The sequence below is a fragment of the Lysinibacillus sp. FSL K6-1151 genome (assembly GCF_038630755.1).
Classification (GTDB): Bacteria; Bacillota; Bacilli; order Bacillales_A; family Planococcaceae; genus Lysinibacillus; species Lysinibacillus fusiformis_D.
In genome coordinates this window covers 1,082,520-1,104,089 of the sequence record NZ_CP152040.1, presented here as the reverse complement: position 1 = coordinate 1,104,089, position 21,570 = coordinate 1,082,520, and the positions used below count along the sequence as shown (strand labels likewise).

23 protein-coding genes are annotated in these 21,570 nt (G+C 37.8%); all 23 read right to left on the bottom strand.

Annotation, left to right across the window (positions count from 1 at the left end):
• Window positions 1-18: 18 nt before the first annotated feature.
• The 23 genes from fliY to topA all read right to left on the bottom strand — a co-directional run bounded on the left by fliY (window position 19) and on the right by topA (window position 21,554).
• Window positions 19-1,242, bottom strand: a complete 1,224-nt coding sequence (gene fliY, locus MHI04_RS05150; protein WP_058843505.1) for a flagellar motor switch phosphatase FliY — start codon at window positions 1,240-1,242, stop codon at window positions 19-21.
• Window positions 1,235-2,230, bottom strand: coding sequence for a flagellar motor switch protein FliM (fliM, locus tag MHI04_RS05145; protein ID WP_036124724.1), 996 nt, complete (start codon window positions 2,228-2,230; stop codon window positions 1,235-1,237). Before fliM ends, fliY begins: the two co-directional genes overlap by 8 nt.
• A 31-nt stretch (window positions 2,231-2,261) precedes the next feature.
• Window positions 2,262-2,690, bottom strand: coding sequence for a flagellar basal body-associated protein FliL (gene fliL / locus MHI04_RS05140; protein ID WP_036124726.1), 429 nt, complete (start codon window positions 2,688-2,690; stop codon window positions 2,262-2,264).
• Complete coding sequence (locus MHI04_RS05135) at window positions 2,680-2,901, bottom strand: flagellar FlbD family protein (protein WP_036124831.1); 222 nt, start codon at window positions 2,899-2,901, stop codon at window positions 2,680-2,682. Before MHI04_RS05135 ends, fliL begins: the two co-directional genes overlap by 11 nt.
• A gap of 101 nt (window positions 2,902-3,002) precedes the next feature.
• Window positions 3,003-3,971 carry a flagellar basal body rod protein FlgG gene (gene flgG / locus MHI04_RS05130; RefSeq protein WP_036124729.1) on the bottom strand — a complete coding sequence of 323 codons (969 nt, stop codon included), beginning with the start codon at window positions 3,969-3,971 and terminating at the stop codon, window positions 3,003-3,005.
• 86 nt (window positions 3,972-4,057) lie between these two features.
• Complete coding sequence (locus MHI04_RS05125) at window positions 4,058-4,426, bottom strand: TIGR02530 family flagellar biosynthesis protein (protein ID WP_058843517.1); 369 nt, start codon at window positions 4,424-4,426, stop codon at window positions 4,058-4,060.
• A 15-nt stretch (window positions 4,427-4,441) separates the two neighbouring features.
• A complete protein-coding gene (gene flgD, locus MHI04_RS05120) occupies window positions 4,442-5,131 on the bottom strand; it encodes a flagellar hook assembly protein FlgD (protein WP_036124730.1) in 690 nt (229 codons plus the stop codon).
• 2 nt (window positions 5,132-5,133) lie between these two features.
• On the bottom strand, window positions 5,134-6,399 hold the full coding sequence (locus MHI04_RS05115) for a flagellar hook-length control protein FliK (RefSeq protein ID WP_058843504.1): 1,266 nt from the start codon (window positions 6,397-6,399) through the stop codon (window positions 5,134-5,136).
• Between the two features lie 26 nt (window positions 6,400-6,425).
• Window positions 6,426-7,034 (bottom strand): hypothetical protein, encoded by a 609-nt coding sequence (locus MHI04_RS05110; RefSeq protein WP_036124734.1) that lies wholly within the window; start codon window positions 7,032-7,034, stop codon window positions 6,426-6,428.
• A 4-nt stretch (window positions 7,035-7,038) separates the two neighbouring features.
• Window positions 7,039-7,488: a flagellar export protein FliJ gene (gene fliJ / locus MHI04_RS05105; protein ID WP_036124736.1), complete on the bottom strand. Its 450-nt coding sequence runs from the start codon at window positions 7,486-7,488 to the stop codon at window positions 7,039-7,041.
• The gene (gene fliI, locus MHI04_RS05100; protein WP_036124834.1) at window positions 7,489-8,814 is read right to left on the bottom strand and encodes a flagellar protein export ATPase FliI; all 1,326 of its coding nucleotides are present in this window, start codon (window positions 8,812-8,814) and stop codon (window positions 7,489-7,491) included.
• 5 nt (window positions 8,815-8,819) lie between these two features.
• Window positions 8,820-9,608, bottom strand: coding sequence for a flagellar assembly protein FliH (gene fliH, locus MHI04_RS05095; protein WP_058843503.1), 789 nt, complete (start codon window positions 9,606-9,608; stop codon window positions 8,820-8,822).
• Window positions 9,601-10,614, bottom strand: coding sequence for a flagellar motor switch protein FliG (fliG, locus tag MHI04_RS05090; protein ID WP_036124740.1), 1,014 nt, complete (start codon window positions 10,612-10,614; stop codon window positions 9,601-9,603). Before fliG ends, fliH begins: the two co-directional genes overlap by 8 nt.
• Window positions 10,615-10,629: 15 nt before the next feature.
• Window positions 10,630-12,222, bottom strand: coding sequence for a flagellar basal-body MS-ring/collar protein FliF (fliF, locus tag MHI04_RS05085; RefSeq protein ID WP_036124742.1), 1,593 nt, complete (start codon window positions 12,220-12,222; stop codon window positions 10,630-10,632).
• Window positions 12,223-12,342: 120 nt separating this feature from the next.
• Window positions 12,343-12,648 carry a flagellar hook-basal body complex protein FliE gene (fliE, locus tag MHI04_RS05080; RefSeq protein ID WP_036124744.1) on the bottom strand — a complete coding sequence of 102 codons (306 nt, stop codon included), beginning with the start codon at window positions 12,646-12,648 and terminating at the stop codon, window positions 12,343-12,345.
• Between the two features lie 23 nt (window positions 12,649-12,671).
• Complete coding sequence (gene flgC / locus MHI04_RS05075) at window positions 12,672-13,133, bottom strand: flagellar basal body rod protein FlgC (RefSeq protein WP_036124747.1); 462 nt, start codon at window positions 13,131-13,133, stop codon at window positions 12,672-12,674.
• A 3-nt stretch (window positions 13,134-13,136) separates the two neighbouring features.
• Entirely contained in the window at window positions 13,137-13,529 is a 393-nt protein-coding gene (flgB, locus tag MHI04_RS05070) for a flagellar basal body rod protein FlgB (RefSeq protein WP_036124750.1), read from the bottom strand.
• Between the two features lie 592 nt (window positions 13,530-14,121).
• The gene (gene codY / locus MHI04_RS05065; protein WP_004229266.1) at window positions 14,122-14,901 is read right to left on the bottom strand and encodes a GTP-sensing pleiotropic transcriptional regulator CodY; all 780 of its coding nucleotides are present in this window, start codon (window positions 14,899-14,901) and stop codon (window positions 14,122-14,124) included.
• A gap of 87 nt (window positions 14,902-14,988) precedes the next feature.
• Window positions 14,989-16,389, bottom strand: coding sequence for an ATP-dependent protease ATPase subunit HslU (hslU, locus tag MHI04_RS05060; RefSeq protein WP_036124752.1), 1,401 nt, complete (start codon window positions 16,387-16,389; stop codon window positions 14,989-14,991).
• Window positions 16,389-16,934: an ATP-dependent protease subunit HslV gene (gene hslV / locus MHI04_RS05055; protein WP_036124754.1), complete on the bottom strand. Its 546-nt coding sequence runs from the start codon at window positions 16,932-16,934 to the stop codon at window positions 16,389-16,391. The genes hslU and hslV overlap by 1 nt, the downstream gene beginning before the upstream one ends.
• A gap of 21 nt (window positions 16,935-16,955) precedes the next feature.
• Window positions 16,956-17,855 (bottom strand): tyrosine recombinase XerC, encoded by a 900-nt coding sequence (gene xerC, locus MHI04_RS05050; protein ID WP_036124756.1) that lies wholly within the window; start codon window positions 17,853-17,855, stop codon window positions 16,956-16,958.
• Window positions 17,856-18,142: 287 nt separating this feature from the next.
• Window positions 18,143-19,456, bottom strand: coding sequence for an FADH(2)-oxidizing methylenetetrahydrofolate--tRNA-(uracil(54)-C(5))-methyltransferase TrmFO (gene trmFO / locus MHI04_RS05045; protein WP_036124758.1), 1,314 nt, complete (start codon window positions 19,454-19,456; stop codon window positions 18,143-18,145).
• Window positions 19,457-19,475: 19 nt separating this feature from the next.
• Window positions 19,476-21,554, bottom strand: coding sequence for a type I DNA topoisomerase (gene topA, locus MHI04_RS05040; protein WP_036124760.1), 2,079 nt, complete (start codon window positions 21,552-21,554; stop codon window positions 19,476-19,478).
• Window positions 21,555-21,570: the final 16 nt, after the last annotated feature.

The following is a 21,570-nucleotide window of genomic DNA, read 5'->3' as shown; positions in this document are numbered from 1 at the left end:
TAACTCCTCCAATTGAAACTATCTTAAATTATTTAAACGCTCTGCTTGACTTAAAACATCTGTAATACGGACACCAAAGTTTTCATCAATAACAACGACTTCACCTTTAGCGATTAAACGACTATTGACTAAAATATCAACAGGCTCCCCCGCTAATTTGTCTAGCTCAATAATTGAACCACTCGATAGTTCTAAAATCTCTTTAACAGAACGTTTCGTACGTCCTAACTCTACAGTAACTTGCAATGGAATATCAAGTAGCATATTTAAATTTCTAGCTTCAGATTGAGAGATTACATTTGGATCAAAGCTAGCAAACTGTGCTTGTTGCACATTCACAGGTTGTGCAGGTCTTGCTGGTTGCGTAAACTGTGGTTGCTCTTGATAAATAGGTTGCTGCGTTGGTGCTGTCTGCTGTTGATATACTGGTTGTGCAGGTGGTGGTGTTACAGGTGCTTGTTGTTGAACTGGTGGCGCTGCAATTGATGGTGCCTCAGGGGCAATCGTTGCAGCTACTGGTTCTTCAATAGACTCTGTTTCACCTAAAAGAGATTTTACAATGTTTTGACTAAATTTAAGCGGTAATAATTGCATTAAATTTGAATCAATTAAATTACCAATGCGTAGTCTAAAGGATACTTTAACTAATAAATCGTCTTCTGGAATATTGTCACGGCCTTCATCCTGTGAAATATTCATTAAATCAATAGTCGGTGGAGAAATATCCACTTTTTTATTAAATACAGTCGACATCGATGTTGCCGCTGAACCCATCATTTGGTTCATAGCCTCTTGAACAGCACTTAGTTGAATTTCACCTAAGTCTGGCTTCGGATTTAAACCATCGCCACCTAACATTAAATCAGCAATAATGGCTGCATCCGATTGTTTAATAACAAGTAAATTCATACCTGTTAAACCAATCGTATATTCCACTTGTACAGCCACATAAGGATGAGGAAACTCCTCTTCTAATTTATTACGGTTTATCATGGAAATACTTGGAGTAGTAATATCTACTTTTTGACCTAATAACGCAGAAAGTGCTGTAGCAGAACTTCCGAAAGAAATGTTACCTACCTCACCTAATGCATCTTGTGCAAACGAATCAAGGTAATCCTCAACTCTTAAATCATTAGTCTCATCATTTGAAGAAGCTGCAGTGTCGCTGTTTTTATCTTCCAACGTCTCGCCCCTTAATAACGCTTCAATTTCTTCTTGGGAGAGCATTTCATCACTCATCTTCGTCTCCTCCTTTCAAAGGGTCGATAATCTGGATTGCTAATTTTTTGCCTTGCTTACCTGGTTGAACCGTGAATTTTGGCAATGTTCCAACTTTCAGTATTAATGGATCTTCGATTTTTTGATCTAATTGTATAACATCACCAATTTGCATTGTAAGGAAATCCTCAATGGTAATGTCCGACAGACCCAGTTCAACTGAAAGTGGTAATTGTGCTTGTTTCACACGTGTTTCCAGCATTTTTGTTTGCTCTGGAGACATCTCTTTTGTATTTGTCTGCATCCAGTAGCGAACAGATAGATTTGGAACAATAGGCTCCAACACAACATGCGGGATACAGATGTTAATCATACCGCTTGTCTCACCAATAATCGTATTTAACGAAATTACGACCACTGTTTCATTTGGTGAGATCATTTGTAAAAATTGTGGATTTACTTCAAGCTCCACTAAAATTGGATCAATTTCTGCAACATTTTCCCATGCCTCGCGTAAATTGTCGAATGAGCGTTCAAAAAGGTTTGTCATAATCTTTGTTTCAATTTCTGTTAAGTTATCTACATTACTATGACTTGCCCCACTACCGCCCATTAGACGATCTAACATGGAATAGGCAATGTTCGGATTTATTTCCATCAATATATTACCATCTAATGGTGGCACTTCAAACACATTAATGAGTGTCATATTCGGAATCGAACGTACAAACTCTTCAAATGGTATTTGGTCTACCGATGCAACCGTAATCTGTACATAGCTTCTAAGCTGTGCAGAAAAGAAGGTTGTCAATAGTCGTGCAAAGTTTTCGTGTATTCGGGTCAAACTTCGGATTTGATCTTTTGAGAATCGAAGTGCTCGTTTAAAGTCATAAACTTTAACCTTGCGTCCCTCGTCCTCCTTTTTTATATCGTCAGCTGACATTTCCCCAGTTGATATAGCGGAAAGCAGCGCATCTATCTCGGATTGAGATAACACATCTCCTGCCATTTGCCCACCTCCATTTCAAGCAGTTTCTGTTTTATTGAGTGATGAAGGAGGTAAAATATACTTCCTGAACTTCTCCCTCTTGCATCAATTCATTTAACCTTGTTTTTAATGATTTTTGGAAAATTTGTTTCCCTTGCTTACCCTCTAAATCCTTTTGCTCCATTTCAGAAAGCTCTTGAATGGCAATATTTTGCACTTGGAAAACACGCTTTGTTAATTCTGTAGCAGCATCTTTACTTGTCGTTTGAATTTTTAATGACAAGCGTACAACTCTGTTATCTGCAAGATTCGTCGTGATTTCAGGTACCTCCACAGAGGATTCTACAATCTCATCAATGGATGGCTCAACAGCTCCTGTTGGCTTATTAAATTGTGTAAGCAATACAAATAAAATAACGCCAATCAGTATGACTGCTACTAGCAAAATAATAATCATTGTTAACATTTTATTATTCTTCATCTTTTTCACCTCGTAGATGCGGGTTGGATAAAATTTGTATATTATTATAAAAGGCAGTTACCTTTTGTCGCACCTCATCTTCACTCTCTAAAACAATTACTTTTGTTCCAGTTGTTAAAGTAATAGTCGTATCTGGAAACGATTCGACTGTTTCTATGTATAAAGCATTTAATGTAAATGCTTTGCCATTAAGACGTGTTAGTTCGATCATTGAAATAGGGCCGGGTCTAGCGTGAGAGCCGGCCCGACCCTCCCTCATATGAAAATATGTTTTATCAAACACCTGTTATGAATTAAAGAACTATATAATCATTATCGTTTTAAGTTTACTAGCTCTTGTAACACTTCATCTGATGTTGTAATAATACGAGTATTCGCTTGGAAACCTCGTTGAGCCACAATCATCTCTGTAAATTCTTCTGATAAGTCTACATTGGACATTTCTACTGTGCCAGGTACTACTTTACCCATCCCTGCAACAGTGGCTACTTGTGCATAGGCAGCACCAGAGTTTGCTGTTTGTTGGTAATAGTTTCCTCCAACCTTAGAAAGACCACCCGCATTTGGGAATTTAGCCATAATTAGCTGTCCTGCCCATTTACGATCACCGTTTAGGTCCACATATTCAATCGTACCATTAGCTCCGATGCTAATTTCTTTAGCAGTCGTTGGGATACGGATTGGCCCTACCTCACCATCGTCTGGGTCTAGTACACCATCATCATCAAATAAGTTAGCACCTTCATCTCCAGAAGCGACTGGTGCTTCATCTGGATTGATACCATCGTCATCAGTTTCCATAACAATTTCTTCTCCAGCAGATACTCCTACTAGATATTTACCATCAGCATTTACTATATAGCCATTGCTATCCATATAGAAAACACCATTACGAGTAAATAGGGTATTATTGAAACCTTCTTCGCCAATAAAACCACTATCTGGGTCTGGAGCTCCATTTGCGTCAGCTACCATGAAGAAGCCATCTCCTTCAATCCCTAAGTCAAGTCCACGCCCAGTACCTTGTAATGAGCCGCCACCATGTATTGTATCAATAGCAGCTAATTGAGAACCCAAACCAACTTGTTGTGGGTTAACACCACCTCGTGTAGCTGTTGCTGCAGATGCACCAGCTTGTGTTTGAGACATTAAATCTTTAAAAAGAACACGCCCCTTTTTAAAGCCAACAGTATTAACATTTGCGATGTTATTACCAATAACATCTAGCTTCGTTTGGAAGTTTTTAAGACCTGAAATACCTGAATACATAGAACGTAACATAAGTTTTCGTTCTCCCTTCGTTTTTTATAGGTGTGCCTCTATCAATCAGCATCACCAAGGCTTCCTTACATAAGAAGGTCCAGCCTTTACAGCACAATCGTGCCATCAATATTTGTAAATAACTGTTGTTTTGCCTCCGTGCGATCCATTGCTGTAATGACAGTAGCATTTTTAGCACTGACAATTAAAGCTGCTTGATCCATCAAGACTAATGGTTGTTTGACACCTTTTGAGTGTGCTTCAAATACCTTATCCGATACTACCTGCCATTCTTGTTCAGAGATGTCAATTTTACGTTCAATGATCCGTTCATGCGCATGTTTGCTCACCTTTAGTTCTTGCTTTGCAGCCTCCTGTAAATGAGCTTTAAAGGATTGCTGCGATTGAATTGGCTTAGGTTGTATTGTGCGAATAGATGGATGCAAGGGTACACGATGAATTGAAAATTTATCCATCATTCTTCTCCACCTTTATTCGCTAATTACTGTAAAATCTTTATCTGTTAGTTTTTTATCATTATCTAATACGTAATAGATAACGCCATCTTTATTTGAAACAGAGACAATTCGACCTTGTAATTCTTGGTCGCCATCTTTATACGTAACATTTTTACCAATCAGTTTACTTGCCTGTACAAGCGGAGATTCTGGTACAGTATTACCGCCATCTGTATTTGTTCCAGAGCCACCTAGTATTCCTGAAATATTACCAGGCGTTATTTCTTTTCCATCTGTTAATTTGAATACAACACTACCATCTACAAATTTCAAGGATTCAATTACACCTGTTCCTTCATTTACAACAGGATCCCCTTTTTCATCTGTTTTATCTGTAATTTCATGCCATTTCACTTCTTTACCAACAAAGGATGCATAATTCATCATCTGTGTTTGTTGCTGTGATGCCAATAATGACTCCATTGTCTTTGTCATGTTTTGCATTTGTTCTAAAGAAGAAAACTGTGCCATTTGAGAAATGAATTCTCGGTCATCCATAGGATTTGTAGGGTCCTGATGCTGTAATTGTGTAATTAAAAGTTGTAGAAAGGCGTCTTTGCCAAGCTCACTATTACCTGTTTGTTTCGTTGGTTTTTTATAATTCGAGTAATACAAATCATCCGTTATGGATGTATTGCTTACATTTTTTGTTGCATCTGCCATTATTACACCTCCTCATTGATTAAATAGTCATCAAAGGATAGTCCTTCATCTTCATCTTCATTTTTATGTTCTTGCTCTTCATCCTGTTGCTGCTTAAAGAAATTATTGAAGAAGCTTTGATCGCGTTGCTGGCGATCTGCATCTTGTAGTGATTGTGCTATATCAAGACGATCTACTTGAATGTTTTGTTGAACAAAAGCTTGTTTTAGCTGATGTGCTTGACTATCAAGTAATTCACGTCCATGAGCTGTAGAAGCTAGTAAACGAGCTGTCAGTACGCCATCATTTTGTACAAGTTCAATACGAACTGTCCCAAGATTTTCTGGGTACAATTTAATCGTTAAACGTGTGATCCCTTGTGCATTTGAAATTTGTGCTCTATTCATAATAGCCTGCATTTCTTTTAACAAAGCCTCAGACTGCGCAGGTTTGGCAGTTGGTAATGTGACATGGAATGTATCCGGTTTTGTTTGAACTGTTTGCGGTGTAACCATGTCATTTGTGCTTGTCTCACTCTGCTTCGTCACTTGTACTTGCTGAACTACTTGCTGAAAGCCTTGTAATGGCAATGCTCCAGTTGTTTTGGTTGTTGTTAGTTGTGTAGTTTCTACTTGCGTTTGTAATGATGTTAATAGACTCTTAACCGTTGTTAATAAGTTTTCTTGTGAAGTTGTTAAGTCCGTTTTCTGTCCGACTAATTGTGCTAGCTTCAATACTTGAAGCAGTTGTGTAGCGTCTTTTGGTGTTACTTGTCCTTCACCTTGTAAAGCAGGTCCTATTTGTGCCTGCAGTATCGGCGCTTGGGCATCTACTAGTGATAGTAGCTCCCAAACATCACTAGCTTCCTTCTCTTCTCCTAGCAGCTGTTGGACTATTTTTTGAAGTTGCTCTTCATCAATACCTAATGCATTTAGTATATTTTCTAAATTAAGCATTTCATCCATTGCCACTGCTTTATTGTCTTCGCCAAGCTGAAGCATTAATAACCCATCATCATGAGGGATTCCTAGTAAATCTAGTAATTCCTCCATTGAATCAGCATTTAAAACCGCTTGTAAATCGGCTAGCTCCTTTGTTGCAGTTGACTGCGAAGATTGGTTTGTTTGCGTTGAAGACGACATCATTTTACTAAAAACAGACCCGAAATTCGATACATTTTCTTTATTCGGAGTTCCATTGACCTTACCTTCAGGACTATTAACGGTTGAAGATTTTGCTGCTTTATTAGGTACAGACTTAGTGATCATTTGCATCATTGCTACATCCATTGTTCTTTCACCTCCTTTCATTTATCTTATTGTTTAGCCATTAACTCCGTATATTTTGCTGCATCTTTGGCATCCATTTTCTCTAATATGGCTGCTAACTTATCAGGCTTTAAATTCGTTAAAATTCGTAGCGCCTCCGCATCACTCATATTGATTAATACTGGTGCTGCAGCTTTCGGAGACATCTTATCGAACGTTGATAAGATATCATTAAAGTCACGCTTTACATCATCTTGTTGTCGATTCAATTTTTCAATTTCAAATTGCAACTGTTCTTTTTCTATCACTAACTTCTCTTTTTCAGTTGTTGTTGTATCAAGCTTTTTTTGTAGCTGTGTAATTTCAGCTTCTTTTTCTTGTATCTCTGCCTGTAAATTAACTAATTTAGAGTCGTTATTAATGGCAGCATCTTTAGCTTGTTGCTCTTCTGATGGGACAAAGGGTAAACTTCCTATTGCCTTTTTCCCTAAATCAAAGACATTCGTATTCATTAACGTTGCCACAACAAGTAAAACCGCTACTACAAACATAATCGGTAGTACAATCCAAGTAAAAAACTTTAGAAAGCCCCCTGTTTTTTTCTTTGACTGCACTTCTACTAACTCCGCTGTCAATCGATTGTCTTTTTTTGCCATGAAATCACCTGATTTCTCTCTTGTTATACGTTTGTAATGAAATTTCATCTAGAAAAAGGCTTTCTATACGATCTTGCTCTTGCTGGAATAGCTTCAAATCTTTTTCTCTCATTTTTTCAAATTTACGTACTTCCAAGTTTTTTTCTAATAATTTTTCCTCGTGCCAATTCATCTTCGCACGAGCTTGTATCACTTTCTGTTGTACATCTGCAATTGTTTTCTCAAGACTATCTATAAAACGACTATAATGATGAATTTCGTCAATAGATGAGCCAATCGTTAAACGCTCCTGCTGAAATGCGATTAAGTCTTCTTTCTTTTTAAGTAATTCATATAATCTTGTTGCTATTTCTTCAAAAGAACGGACAGATTCTTTATAAGCCATTTCGGTTTCGTTTTTTTCTTGCTCACGAATTGTTAACACTTTTTCAAAACGATACACATAACTGACCATCTATTTCGCACCACCGTTCGATAATGTTATTAACTCATTGACACTTTCTTCTAATGTTACTTTGTCTAAATAGCCTTGTTTAAGATAATGCGTAATGAGCGGTTCATAATGAATGGCCTCATCAATCTCTTTAGAAGTTCCTCTTTTGTAAGCTCCAATATTGATCAAATCCTCAGATTTGTCATATGTATAGTAGAGTTCCCTTAATCGTTCAGCAGCTTTTTTATGCGCTGGCTCTGCAACATGATTCATCAAACGGCTTACGCTTTTTAAAACATTGATGGCTGGATATTGACCTTTATTGGCTAGATTTCGATCCAATACAATATGGCCATCTAATATCCCTCGCACAGTATCAGCTATTGGTTCATTCATATCATCACCATCAACTAAAACGGTATAGAATGCTGTGATTGAGCCCTTTTCATTAGTACCAGTACGTTCTAATAATTTAGGTAATATCGCAAATACAGAAGGCGTATACCCTTTTTGTGCCGGTGGTTCTCCCGTGGCAAGTCCAATTTCACGTTGTGCCATGGCTACACGTGTAACGGAGTCCATCATCAGCATGACATTTAAGCCTCGATTTCTAAAATATTCGGCAATCGCTGTCGCTGTAAAAGCGCCTTTAATCCGCATTAATGCTGGTTGATCTGATGTGGCTGCAACAACAATGGAGCGACTTAAACCTTCTGCGCCTAAATCACGTTCGATAAATTCACGAACCTCACGACCACGTTCTCCTATGAGCGCAATGACATTTAAATCTGCTTGCGTGTTTCTAGCAATCATACCTAGTAACGTACTTTTTCCGACCCCAGAACCAGCGAAAATACCAACACGTTGACCATTACCAACTGTTAGCATGCCATCAATCGCCTTCACCCCTACTTCGAGTCTTTCGTCAATTGGTGGACGAGTCAGTGGGTTCGGTGGATCTTGCTCAGTAGGGACGGTCATTAACCCTTTCGGTAATAAGGTGCCATCGATTGGATTCCCCATAGAATCCAATACTTTTCCTATTAACTCAGGGCCCACTTTTACTTCTAGAGGGGCACCAGTCCCTTCAACAAGACAGCCAATAGATATTTCACGTAAAGAGGTGAATGGCATTAAGACAACTATCTCATCTTTAAAACCAACAACCTCTGCTAAAATGATTTGGTGACCATTGTTTACAGTTTCCACATGAATTTTACAGACATCACCTATGGAACTATCTGGACCTTGCGACTCAATCATCAAGCCGACAACTCTAGTTACTCTACCAAACTTTTTAAAAGTAGGTATATGAGGAATATGTTCGATTAATTGAGCCGTTTTCATCAAGATCATTCCTTACTCTCTAATATTTCATGTAGCTTTAATCTAAGCTCATTCAATTGCTCATCAATACTAACCATAATGCGACCATGATTTGTTTCAATATAGCAATCTGTTTCATTGTCTAAATCTTCATTCACAAAAATCATAAATGGTACATCCATCGGGAACATTTCTGCTAATTCATCTCGATTAGTGGTAATTAAAGCGTAGTATGTTGGGGAAACATAAATTTTAATTTCTTTCATTTCCCTTGCTTCTTTCAACCCTCGACGCACAATTGACACAAACAGTTCGTTATCTTGCTCTAGTGAGGTGCCAATAATTCGTTCTGCTGCAGTTAAGCCTAACTCTAAAATGACCGCTTCTTGATCTTCAATATATTTTTGTGCATTTTGTTTCGCTTGAATCATAACTTCATTCGCAGTTTGAAGTGACTGGGCCATTGCTTCAGAGGCTTTGTTCATACCATCTTCATAGCCTTGCCCAAACCCCTCATCATACGCCTCTTGCACTCGATTCGGTCTCTCTTCTTCCCAGTTTAACTTTAAGTGTTCAATTTCTTGGAAGTGTAATTGCTTTTCTTGTTCAAACATCTCACGTTCTGCTTGCAAAGTAGCTCTAGCTTCTGCAAGTAAACGATCTCGCTCTGCCATTATTTCATCCAATGTTAATTGATGCTGAGATGAGACTTCATGTTGGTCTACTTCAATCGGTTCAAACATATCTCGGATTTGGATTTCTTTAATACTATCGCTATCAGACTGGGTGTAAATAGAACGGATGATTCTAGACAATGACGTCATCTCCTCCACCGCGAGCAATAATAATCTCTCCAGCATCCTCTAGACGACGAATAACAGCAACAATTCGAGATTGCGCCTCCTCTACGTCACGTAATCGTACAGGTCCCATAATTTCCATTTCTTCTTTAAATGTATCAGCCATACGCTGTGACATATTGCGGAAAATAATATCTTTTACTTCTTCACTTGATACCTTCATTGAAAGCAGTAAGTCTTCGTTTTCACAGTCACGAATAACACGTTGAATGGAACGATTGTCGAGTGTAACGATATCTTCGAACACAAACATACGTTTTTTGATTTCCTCTGCAAGTTCTGGATCCTGTATTTCGAGTGCATCGAGAATTGTTTTTTCTGTTTGTCGATCTACGCCATTTAACACTTCTACGACAGCATCGATACCACCTGTTTCAGTGTAATCCTGTGTAACTGTTGACGATAATTTACGCTCTAATACAGATTCAATTTCACTAATTACTTCTGGAGAAGTCGATTCCATTACTGCTATACGTTTAGCAATATCCGCCTGTACTTCCTGTGGTAGTGAAGATAAAATAACACCCGCTTGCCCCGCCTCTAAATAAGAGAGAATCAGGGCAATTGTTTGTGGATGTTCATTTTGAATAAAGTTAAAAATTTGTGCTGGATCAGCTCTTCTAGCAAAATCAAACGGACGCACTTGTAGAGAAGATGTTAGACGATTAATAATCGTTTGCGCTTGTTCAACACCAAGCGCTTTTTCTAATACTGTTTTCGCGTAGCCAATACCACCTTGTGTGATATAGTCTTGCGCTAGTGCGATATTGTGAAATTCTTCAATAATCTCTTCTTTGACATTTGATTCTACTTTTTTAACACTTGAAATTTCTAATGTTAAACGTTCAATTTCTTCCTCTGTTAAGTGTTTATAGACAGAAGCTGAAACCTCAGGCCCTAATGAAATTAACAAGAGTGCGGCCTTTTGTTTTCCGGTTAATTCCTTATCTTTCTTGGACACAGCCGAACCTCCTAGTTAGTCTTCCGCAATCCAACTACGCAGTAACTTTGCAAAATCGTCTGGCTTTTCTTTAGCCATTTTTTCAAGCTGCTTACGACGCATTGTAGCTTCCGTTTCAATTTCTTCATTAATATCATCAATCATTAATTCTTCTTGTTCTTCTAGGATACTTAGCTCTTCTTCTTCCTGCGCACGCTTACGAGAACGGATAATAAAGAATGCTAGTAATAAAATAACAGCTAATAAGATACCGCCAATGACCCAAACCCACCATGGGATAACTGGTTTTTCATCAGCGACCTCTGTCGCCTTACCATATAAAGGTTGTACTGAAACAGCTACTTTCTCGTCAATTTGCTCTTGTGTAAGTTCTGCTGCCACATCTTTGGAAATTGTTGTACGAACTATTGTACTTAAAATTTTCTCGATATCTTCACGAACACCATCTGGTAATGACGCTGCATCTGTCGCTGTTGGTGGTTCAACAATGACTTGAATTCCAATATCTTGAACTTTATAAGGAGCTTCTTGGATATCTTTACGTATACGATTCACGTCATTATTGATCGTTTCCTCTGTACGTTCATAGTCACCATTCCCTGTTGCACCTTCGTTATACGTTGTGAAGTTATCTGTAGTTGTTTCAGCTTCAGGTGTTCCTGCAGCTGCTGCGCCTGTACCAGAATACTGCTCTGTAATTCGTTGAGCACTAATTGCGATACCTTCCATATTTTCTTCATCAACAGGTGTCACAAGGTTTTCTTCACGATTTTCTTTCTTGAAGTCAATATCCGTTGTAACAGAAACCATCACTTTATCTTGTCCCATCAACGTTCCTAGCATATTTTGCACTTGACGCTGTAGATCACGTTCTACTAATTTCTTCATTTGTAATTGACCTTCGGCTGTCGCTGTGGAAGTACCATCAGTAGTAGCAGCATTCAAATCAAAGTACTCTGAGAATTGATTAGAGATTACGATGTTTTCAGTTTTTAAATTGGGAATACTTTTTGACACCAAATTGTACATAGTAGTAATTTGCTGCTCTGTAAATTTATAGCCAGGGTCTGTATTTAAAACAATAGATGCCGTTGCCTCGCCTTGCACATCCGTTACGAATACCCCTTCTTCAGGAACTGTAATCATTACTTTGGCATCTTTTACACCCTCTAAATTTTTAAAAAGCTTAGCAATTTCAGTTTCAGTTGCTGCTTTTTTTAAGAGGTTAAATTCATTATCTGTCATACCAAATCCTGAACTATTAGCAAATGAGTAATCAATTGTACCTGTTTGCGGATAGCCCTCTGAAGCTAATTGTACTAACAAGGAGTCAACTTGCTCTTCTGGCACTAAAATAGATGTTCCACCTGGAGCAATTTCATAGTTCACACCTTGGGAATCTAGTGCTTCCTTTACTTGTCCAATTTCTCTTGTTGATAAATCTTTATAAAGTGGAACATATGTAGTTTTCGAAGCAAAAAACGTCACGATGGCTGCAAGTGCGATGACGCCTACCACGGAGCCAATCATAACTATTTTTTGCTTTTTACTTCGACTTGTCCAAAATTGACTGGTGTCGTTTTTTATTTTCGTCAATCGTTCATTCATTATGAATCCTCCGGTTATAGTGAATAACCTAGCCATCAATAATTTGCGAACATAATGAGTCCACTATAGTAGTGGTTATTAATCTAGTTTGAAAAGAGTTTCCTTATCTAGACAATAAAATTAAACACTCATTCGCATTATTTCTTGGTAAGCTTCAATCACCTTATTGCGAACTTCAATTGTTGCGTTTAATGTAATGCTCGCCTTTTGTGAAGCAATCATCACTTCATGCAACTCCACATCTTCACCTTTAATTAGCTTTTGAGTAAATTTATCAGAAGTTATTTGCTGATCATTTACTTTGGCTATTGCTTCTTTTAACGAGTTCGCGAAGCTTTGTTGCGCTTCATAAGGTGTTGTATTGAGTTTATTTGTTTCATTTACAACCTGAGTAGGTGTCATTAGCGAAACGGACGAAATAGTCATTATGTATCTTCCTTTCTACTTATTTATTTACCAATCTCTAAAGCCTTTGTTAGCATGGATTTATTTGCGTTAAATACAGTTATATTCGCCTCATAGGAACGTGTTGCTGACATTAAATCTACCATCTCTTTCAATGGATCCACATTTGGCATATTCACATAACCATCTGCATTTGCATCTGGATGAGTTGGGTCATAAACAAGTTTGAAAGGTGTTTCTTGATCTTCTGAAATTCGAGAAACTTTCACACCATTGCCAACACCACTTTTCGCATTTTTACCAAGGGCTACATTCAGAAATTTCGAGAATTGTCCTTCTTGTGCTGCGAACGTCACAGACTTACGTCGATACGGTTCCCATTCCCCATTCACTTGACGAGCACGAGTCGTATCCACATTTGCCATATTGGAAGAAATAACATCCATTCGTAATCGTTGCGCTGTTAAAGCAGAGGCAGTGGTATTCATCCCATGAAATATAGACATCTATTACTTACCTCCCTTTATAACGGTATTCAATGTGTTTAATTTTCCATTAACACGGTCAATTAAAGCATTGTAATAAATTTGATTCTCTGCTAATTTTGCCTGCTCAGCATCCATATCTACAGCATTGCCATTATTTCTATATCGCAAGTTCTCAACATTATTAACGCCAGGCGTAGATTGTCGAATTGTGAAATCATAATGTCTGCTGTCAGTACGATATGCGGAAATAGACATACTTTGCTGTTCTACCAACATATCCTTAAAACTAACATTTTTCGCCTTATAATTAGGCGTATCGACATTCGCAATATTGTTTGCGATTGTTTTATGATTCAAAGTTGCATAGGAAAGTCCGTTTTCCAGGCTACTAATAGTTCCACCAAATAAATTCAAAACTGTTCACCTCATTTTATTTCAATTTATGTACTTGTTAATTTATCCAATAATACAATTGTAATTAAGATGATACCTAGTGTCTATTGTCTTTTGTCACTTTTTAATAGTCTATCCGCCCTATTTTTTCTAATGTATAACCATGACAAAACTTCTGCATCCCTTATGTCTCTAAGGTTTATCAAAGGTTATTAGACATCTAGTTATTTTACACCATTTCGACAGTGTTTACGGTTTTTGTATTAAATATGCCTTTTTCTGAGCTTTATCGCCTTATAAATATTGACTAAATAAAGGTCCCATTTTACTAGTTCAATCAACACAAGCATATTTTGCCTATGAATGTGACACATATTTGAACAAGTTTTTCACCATTCTTCTAAAGTAACACACATTACATTTTTATATGCTAAAGGTAGTGACGATTTTTTGAACAGCATTAGGAAGAAAGAAATAAGAACCTACAATAATCAGCATTTTTGTACTTATGGCAAAAAAATAAGCACAAAAATCTTCTCCCTCACGGGCTAATACACAAAAAAAAGCGCCTAGTTTTACCCTAGACGCTTTCAGAATCTTCTTAAAGAAGTATTTATTTCATTTTAATTTCTGCTAAAGCATTTAAGAATTTATCGTTTAGCACTTTAATATAAGTACCTTTCATACCTAAAGAGCGAGATTCAATGACACCAGCAGATTCAAGTTTACGTAATGCGTTGACAATCACTGAACGCGTAATACCCACACGGTCAGCAATCTTAGAAGCAACTAGTAAGCCTTCATTGCCATCAAGTTCTTCGAAGATATGCTCAATTGCTTCTAACTCACTGTATGAAAGTGAATTAATAGCCATTTGTACGACAGCTTTGCTACGGGCTTCTTCTTCAATTTCTTCTGATTTTTCACGTAAAATTTCCATACCAACTACTGTCGCACCATACTCTGCTAAAATTAGATCATCATCTTCAAATTGTGAAGATAAACGAGCAAGGATTAATGTACCTAAACGTTCACCACCACCAACAATCGGTACAATTGTTGTTAAAGCGTTTTGGAATAAATCTTTGTTTTCAACTGGGAAAGCAGTATGTTCGTTGTTAATATCTAAATTTGATGATGTTTCAGAGATCGTAAACAAGCTATGTGTGTATTCTTCTGGGAACTGTCTCTCTTCGAACATTTTTTTCATACGCTCATTTTCAATTTGTTGGTGAATTGAAATACCTAATAATTTCCCTTTGCGACTTAAAATATAGACATTACTATCAATAATATCGCCTAATGTATCAGCCATTTCCTTAAAGTTTACTGGTTTACCAGCAGATGCTTGAAGCATCGAGTTAATTTTACGTGTTTTTTCTAATAAATTCATTATATGTTCCTCCTATAAATAATCCGAAGAGTATTTATTAAATATTCTAAAGGTTTTTATTATTGAATGATACTAATTAGCTTTTTCTTACAATATAAACTGTGACAAATCTTTGTTTTTTACTATACCCGCAAGTTTTTGATCTACATACGCAGCATTGATCGGGATACTTGCTGGTGCAATTTCAGAAGCTTCAAACGATAGTTCTTCAAGTAAACGTTCTAATATCGTGTGTAATCGACGAGCTCCGATATTGTCAGTTTCCTGATTAACCTCCGTAGCAATTTCAGCAATTCGTTCAATAGCATCTGTTGTGAAATGAATTTCCACGCCTTCCGTTTCTAACAATGCCTTATATTGCAAAATAAGTGATTGGTCTGGTTCTTGTAAAATACGTACAAAATCCTGTTTTGTTAATTTTTCAAGCTCTACACGAATTGGAAAGCGTCCTTGCAATTCAGGAATTAAATCTGACGGCTTCGACATATGGAATGCACCAGCAGCTACAAACAGCATATAATCCGTTTTCACCGCACCGTATTTCGTTGTAACAGTTGAACCTTCAACGATTGGTAAAATATCTCGTTGGACACCTTCACGTGAGACATTTGCTGAAGAATTGCCTTCTTTACTAGCAATTTTATCGATTTCATCAATAAAAATGATACCTGTTTGCTCAGCTCTAGTAATAGCCTCTTGTGCCACTTCATCTGCATCTATCAGCTTATTCGCTTCTTCAACTGTTAAAATACGACGGGCGTCCTTCACTTGTACACGACGTTTTTTCTGTTTCTTCGGCATCAAACTGGATAACATATCCTGCATGCCACTATTCGCAGACATATCCATTCCCGTTCCTTGTAACGCATCAAAAATAGATGGATTTTGTTCTGTTACCTCCACAGTAACCCACTCATTTTCTAATTTACCGTTACGTAAATCAATCGCAATTTGTGCACGCTTAGAGCGTACTTCAACCTCATCTGTTGAAGAATCATCAGTCGTTGGTTGCTCTTTACCACCAAATAGCATTTCAAACGGATTTTGCATCGCCTGTTTCTTACGTAAAGAAGGCACCAAAAGTTTCACAATCGCTTCATTTGCTAATTCTTCTGCTTGTTCCTTAACAGACTCCATCATTTCTTCCTTTACTAGACGATGTGAGGCTTCTACTAAGTCACGTACCATTGACTCAACATCACGCCCTACATAACCTACCTCAGTAAACTTTGTCGCTTCAACTTTCACAAAAGGAGCATTTGTAAGCTTAGCAATTCTTCTTGCAATTTCCGTTTTTCCGACACCTGTTGGTCCAATCATTAATATATTTTTAGGAATAACTTCATCCTTCATATCCTCATGTAACAACGAACGACGATAGCGATTACGTAACGCAATGGCTACAGCGCGCTTAGCTTCATTCTGCCCAACAATATAACGATCTAAATGCTCAGTAATTTGTCTTGGCGTTAAATTTTTTTGCGTCATTAGTTCAGCGCCTCCACGATAATATTATGATTCGTAAATACACAGATTTCAGCAGCTGTTTCTAATGCCGCCTCAGCAATTTCACGAGCAGTCATTGTTTCACCTGCATATTTTTTCAATGCTCTACCTGCAGATAATGCATAATTTCCACCAGAACCAATAGCCAAAATGCCATCATCCGGTTCAATGACTTCCCCTGTACCTGAAACGAGTAGCAATGTCGTTTTATCCATTACTAATAACATCGCTTCTAACTGGCGAAGCATTTTATCACCGCGCCACTGCTTTGCTACTTCCACTGCTGCACGCTGTAAATTACCATTATACTCATTTAGTTTGCCTTCAAACATCTCAAAAAGTGTAAATGCATCAGCGACGGAACCTGCAAAACCTGCAAGGACCTGCCCATTAAACAGACGTCTGACCTTTTTTGCTGTTCCCTTCATCACAACTGCATTTCCCAATGTTACTTGACCATCACCAGCCATGGCACAGCCTCCGTTATGATGAACTGCAAATATCGTTGTCGCATGAATTTGTCCCATCTGCCTTCCTCCTTAGCTCTATTATGCCCTTGGATGGGCATTCATATATGTTTGACGAAGATGCTCTTTTGTTACATGTGTGTAAACTTGTGTAGAAGATAAATGTGAGTGACCTAATAACTCCTGCACTGTCCGCAAATCTGCGCCATTATTCAATAAATGTGTGGCAAAAGTATGGCGAAGCATGTGTGGGTAAATTTTCGTATGGAGTGAGGCCTTGTCAATCATTTCGTTTAAAATATGACGTACCCCTCGAGGAGTAAGTTCCCCACCACGCATATTGACAAACAACTGCTGGTGACTAGTTTTTTTCATCAATCGTGGACGAGCTTGCTCTATGTAGTCCTGCATTGCTAAACTCGCAAATTGACCAAATGGAATAATTCGTTCTTTTCGACCTTTTCCCATTACCCGTATAATCGAATAATGAAAATCTACATCCCCTACTTGGATTGAAGTCAGTTCACTTACACGAATACCTGTCGCATACAACAGCTCTAATATAGCTATATTTCTCAATGATTTCAAATCATCACCAGTATTCGCATCAAATAGCTGCTTCAATTCTTCTTCGTAGAAAAAATTGGGTAAACGTGATTCTTTTTTTGGATGATAAAGAGAACGAAATGCTCCGTCATCTAATCCGTACTGTCTATTTAGAAAGCGAAAAAAGGAGCGTATCGAGGAAATTTTCCTAGAAATAGAGGCCCTTGCTCTTTTCTCATCGTACAACTTTGTTACATAAAGACGTGCATGTATATATTCAACACTCGCTAAATCATCGATGCCCTCTCTTTGTAAAAAGGTTAAAAAATCTAGCAGGTCTGATTCATATTCTCGCACTGTATGAACAGAGAAGTTCTTTTCAACTTGGATGTAAAGCATGAACTGTTCGAGTGCATCTTGGGACGAAACTAACATGGAAAGATTCACCACCAATGATTTATTAATAATTTTCTCAAATGACTGACACTTGTAATATAACGGATAAATATTTCTTTGTCATCTCTTACAAGTTTGTATCGTTTTTCATTTCATTAATAAACATACATACTGACACTAAACCTATCTTCATAATATAGCAAGTGTAATTAGTTATAAATTGAGAAAATCTTCATACAAAATAATAAAATACGTCTAATTAAGCATTTTGTCTACAAAAAGAAAAAGCCTCTAAGAGTATATCAACTTTTAGAGGCTTTTTGCAATTAAATTGTTTGTGAATTCACAAAATTGTGAATTGAGCTTATTGCGCGTGTTGCATGCATTTCCGCACGTTCTGGTTTTGAACGACGACCAGGTGGTAATTCAGGGAATATACCGAAGTTAACGTTCATCGGCTGGAAGTTTTTCGACTGTGCTTCTGTTATATAACGCGCCATACTGCCTAATGCCGTTTCGAATGGGAAAATAATAGGCTCTTGTCCAAGTGCTAAACGAGCTGCATTAATTCCTGCAATTAATCCACTTCCTGCTGATTCAACATATCCTTCTACACCCGTCATTTGACCTGCAAAGAAAATATTCTTATGCTCACGAAGCTGATATGTTTTTTCTAAAACTTTTGGTGAATTAATGAATGTATTTCGGTGCATGACGCCATAACGTACAATTTCTACATTCTCTAACCCTGGAATTAGCTGTAGCACTTCCTTTTGTGGACCCCATTTTAAATGAGTTTGGAAGCCTACAATGTTGTAAAGGGTACCAGCAGCATCATCTTGACGAAGTTGCACAACCGCATACGGACGTTTTCCTGTTTTTGGATCTTCAAGACCAACTGGTTTCATCGGTCCAAATAACATGGTTTTCTCTCCGCGAGCTGCCATAACTTCAATCGGCATACAACCCTCAAAGTAAATTTCTTTTTCAAATTCCTTCAATGGCACAACTTCTGCTTCGATCAAGGCTTGACGGAAACGATCAAATTCTTCCTTTGTCATAGGACAGTTTAAATAAGCCGCTTCTCCTTTATCGTAACGAGATTTCAAATAAACTTTATCCATATCTATGCTATCTTTTTCGATAATAGGTGCTGCTGCATCGTAGAAGTATAAATAATCCAAGCCAGTTAAACCTTGAATTTTTTCAGCTAAAGCTTTTGATGTTAGTGGACCTGTAGCAATAACTGTTATACCTTCAGGAATCTCTGTGACTTCTTCATGAATGACCTCCACAAGTGGATGGTTTTTCACAGTCTCTGTCACATAGCCCGCAAATTCATGACGGTCTACCGCCAATGCACCTCCAGCTGGTACTGAACACTGATCTGCTGCCTTTAAGATAACCGAATCTAGCGTACGCATCTCTTCTTTAATAACGCCTACAGCATTTGTTAAACCATTTGCACGCAATGAGTTAGAACAAACAAGCTCTGCAAATTTATCAGTATGATGTGCCGGAGTTTGCTTTACTGGACGCATTTCATAAAGTCTTACTTTTACCCCACGCTTTGCAATTTGCCATGCAGCTTCACTACCAGCAAGACCTGCTCCTATTACATTTACTACTTGTTCAGTCATGTTTCTTACCATCTTCCTATCATTGAGTTGGTGCTTCTTCATAGTCACATTTCGTACATTGAATTTGCACACCTTTTTTTATCTTTTTCTCTACTAATAATGCATTACATTTTGGACATGGTCTACTAATTGGCTTGTCCCATGATACAAATTCACATTCTGGATACTGATTGCAACCATAGAATAGACGTTTTGTTTTACTTTTTCGCTCCACAATTTCGCCTGTTTCACAGGAAGGACATTTTACACCAATTGGTTTCATAATAGCTTTTGTATTTCTACAATCTGGGAAGTTTGAGCAAGCCATAAATTTACCATAGCGACCCAGTTTAAAGACCATAGGAGATCCACAAAGTTCGCAATCCTCTCCAGCAGGCTCATCTTTAATCACAACTTTTTCCATAGCTTCATCTGCATGTTTTACATGCACTTCAAAATCTGTATAAAACTCTTCCACAACACTTTTCCATTGACGGTTGCCTTCTTCAATATCATCTAAATCTTGTTCCATTTGTGCTGTAAATTCGATGTTTATGATATCTGGGAAAAATTCTAGTACGAGTTGATGTACAATTTCACCTAGCTCTGTTGGCATAAAGCGTTTAGCATCTAATACAACATAGCCACGGCGCTGAATTGTATCGAGGGTCGGTGCGTATGTGGATGGGCGCCCAATGCCTAGTTCTTCCATAGTTTTAACAAGTCGCGCCTCTGAATAACGTGGTGGTGGCTGTGTAAAATGTTGTTTAGGCTCAATTTCGAGCGATTTTACTTGATCACCAATTGCCATCTCAGGTAAAAGCTTTGTCGTCTCCTCTGTTTGATCGTCGGTACCTTCGATATATAGTTTCATAAAGCCTGCGAATTTAACTTGTGAGCCGTTCGCACGAAATAGTACATCACCATTTTGAAGATCTACAGCTACTGTATCAAGAACTGCTGGTGCCATTTGGCTCGCGATAAAGCGCTCCCAAATTAAACGATATAAACGTAACTGATCACGACTAAGAACTGCTTTTAATTCTTCTGGTGTTCTCATTGTACTCGTTGGACGGATCGCCTCATGAGCATCCTGTGCATTCGAAGCCTTCTTCGTCTGTTTTATATCTGTTGCAATAAATTCTTTGCCATATTTCCCTTCAATATAAGTAACCGCTTCTGCTTTTGCCGTATCTGAAATACGTGTGGAATCGGTACGCATATAGGTGATTAACCCGACTGTTCCCTCTTTTTTCCCAATATCAATACCTTCATATAATTGCTGAGCTAGCATCATCGTTTTCTTAGCTCGGAAATTTAATTTTCTTGCTGCCTCCTGCTGTAAGGAAGATGTTGTAAAGGCTGGTGCAGCATTACGCTTGCGTTCTTTTTTCGTAACATTGACAACATCAAAGTTTGTTCCTTTTACATCTTTTAATATTGCCTTTACTTGTGCCTCATTTGTTAATTTAATTTTTTCTTTACCATTTCCATAGTAAAGCGCATCAAATGTTTTTTTACCTTTTTCAAACGTTCCTTCAATTGTCCAATACTCTTCTGGTTTAAAGTTTTTAATTTCATTTTCACGATCAATGATCATACGTAGCGCTACAGATTGCACACGACCTGCAGATAAACCTTTTTTCACTTTTTTCCACAGTATCGGACTAATGTTATAGCCGACAAGTCGATCCAGAATACGTCTTGTTTGTTGTGCATCTACTAAATCCATATTGATTGGACGTGGGTTTTTAAAGGAATCTATTATCGCATCTTTGGTAATTTCGTTAAATACCACACGACAATCCGAGTGAATATCAATATTTAGCGCAGTCGCAAGGTGCCAAGCAATCGCTTCTCCCTCGCGGTCTGGATCGGCCGCTAGATATACTTTCTTCACTTTTTTAGCCGCAGATTTTAATTCCTGTAAAACAGGTCCTTTACCGCGTATCGTAATATACTTAGGTTCAAAGTTATTTTCAGCACTAACACCCATTTGGCTACGTGGAAGATCTCGTACGTGTCCAACCGACGCTTTTACTTTATATTTCTTTCCTAAATATCGTTCAATCGTTTTTGCTTTTGCTGGTGATTCTACAATCACTAAATAATCCGCCATCTATGTCTCCCCCTTA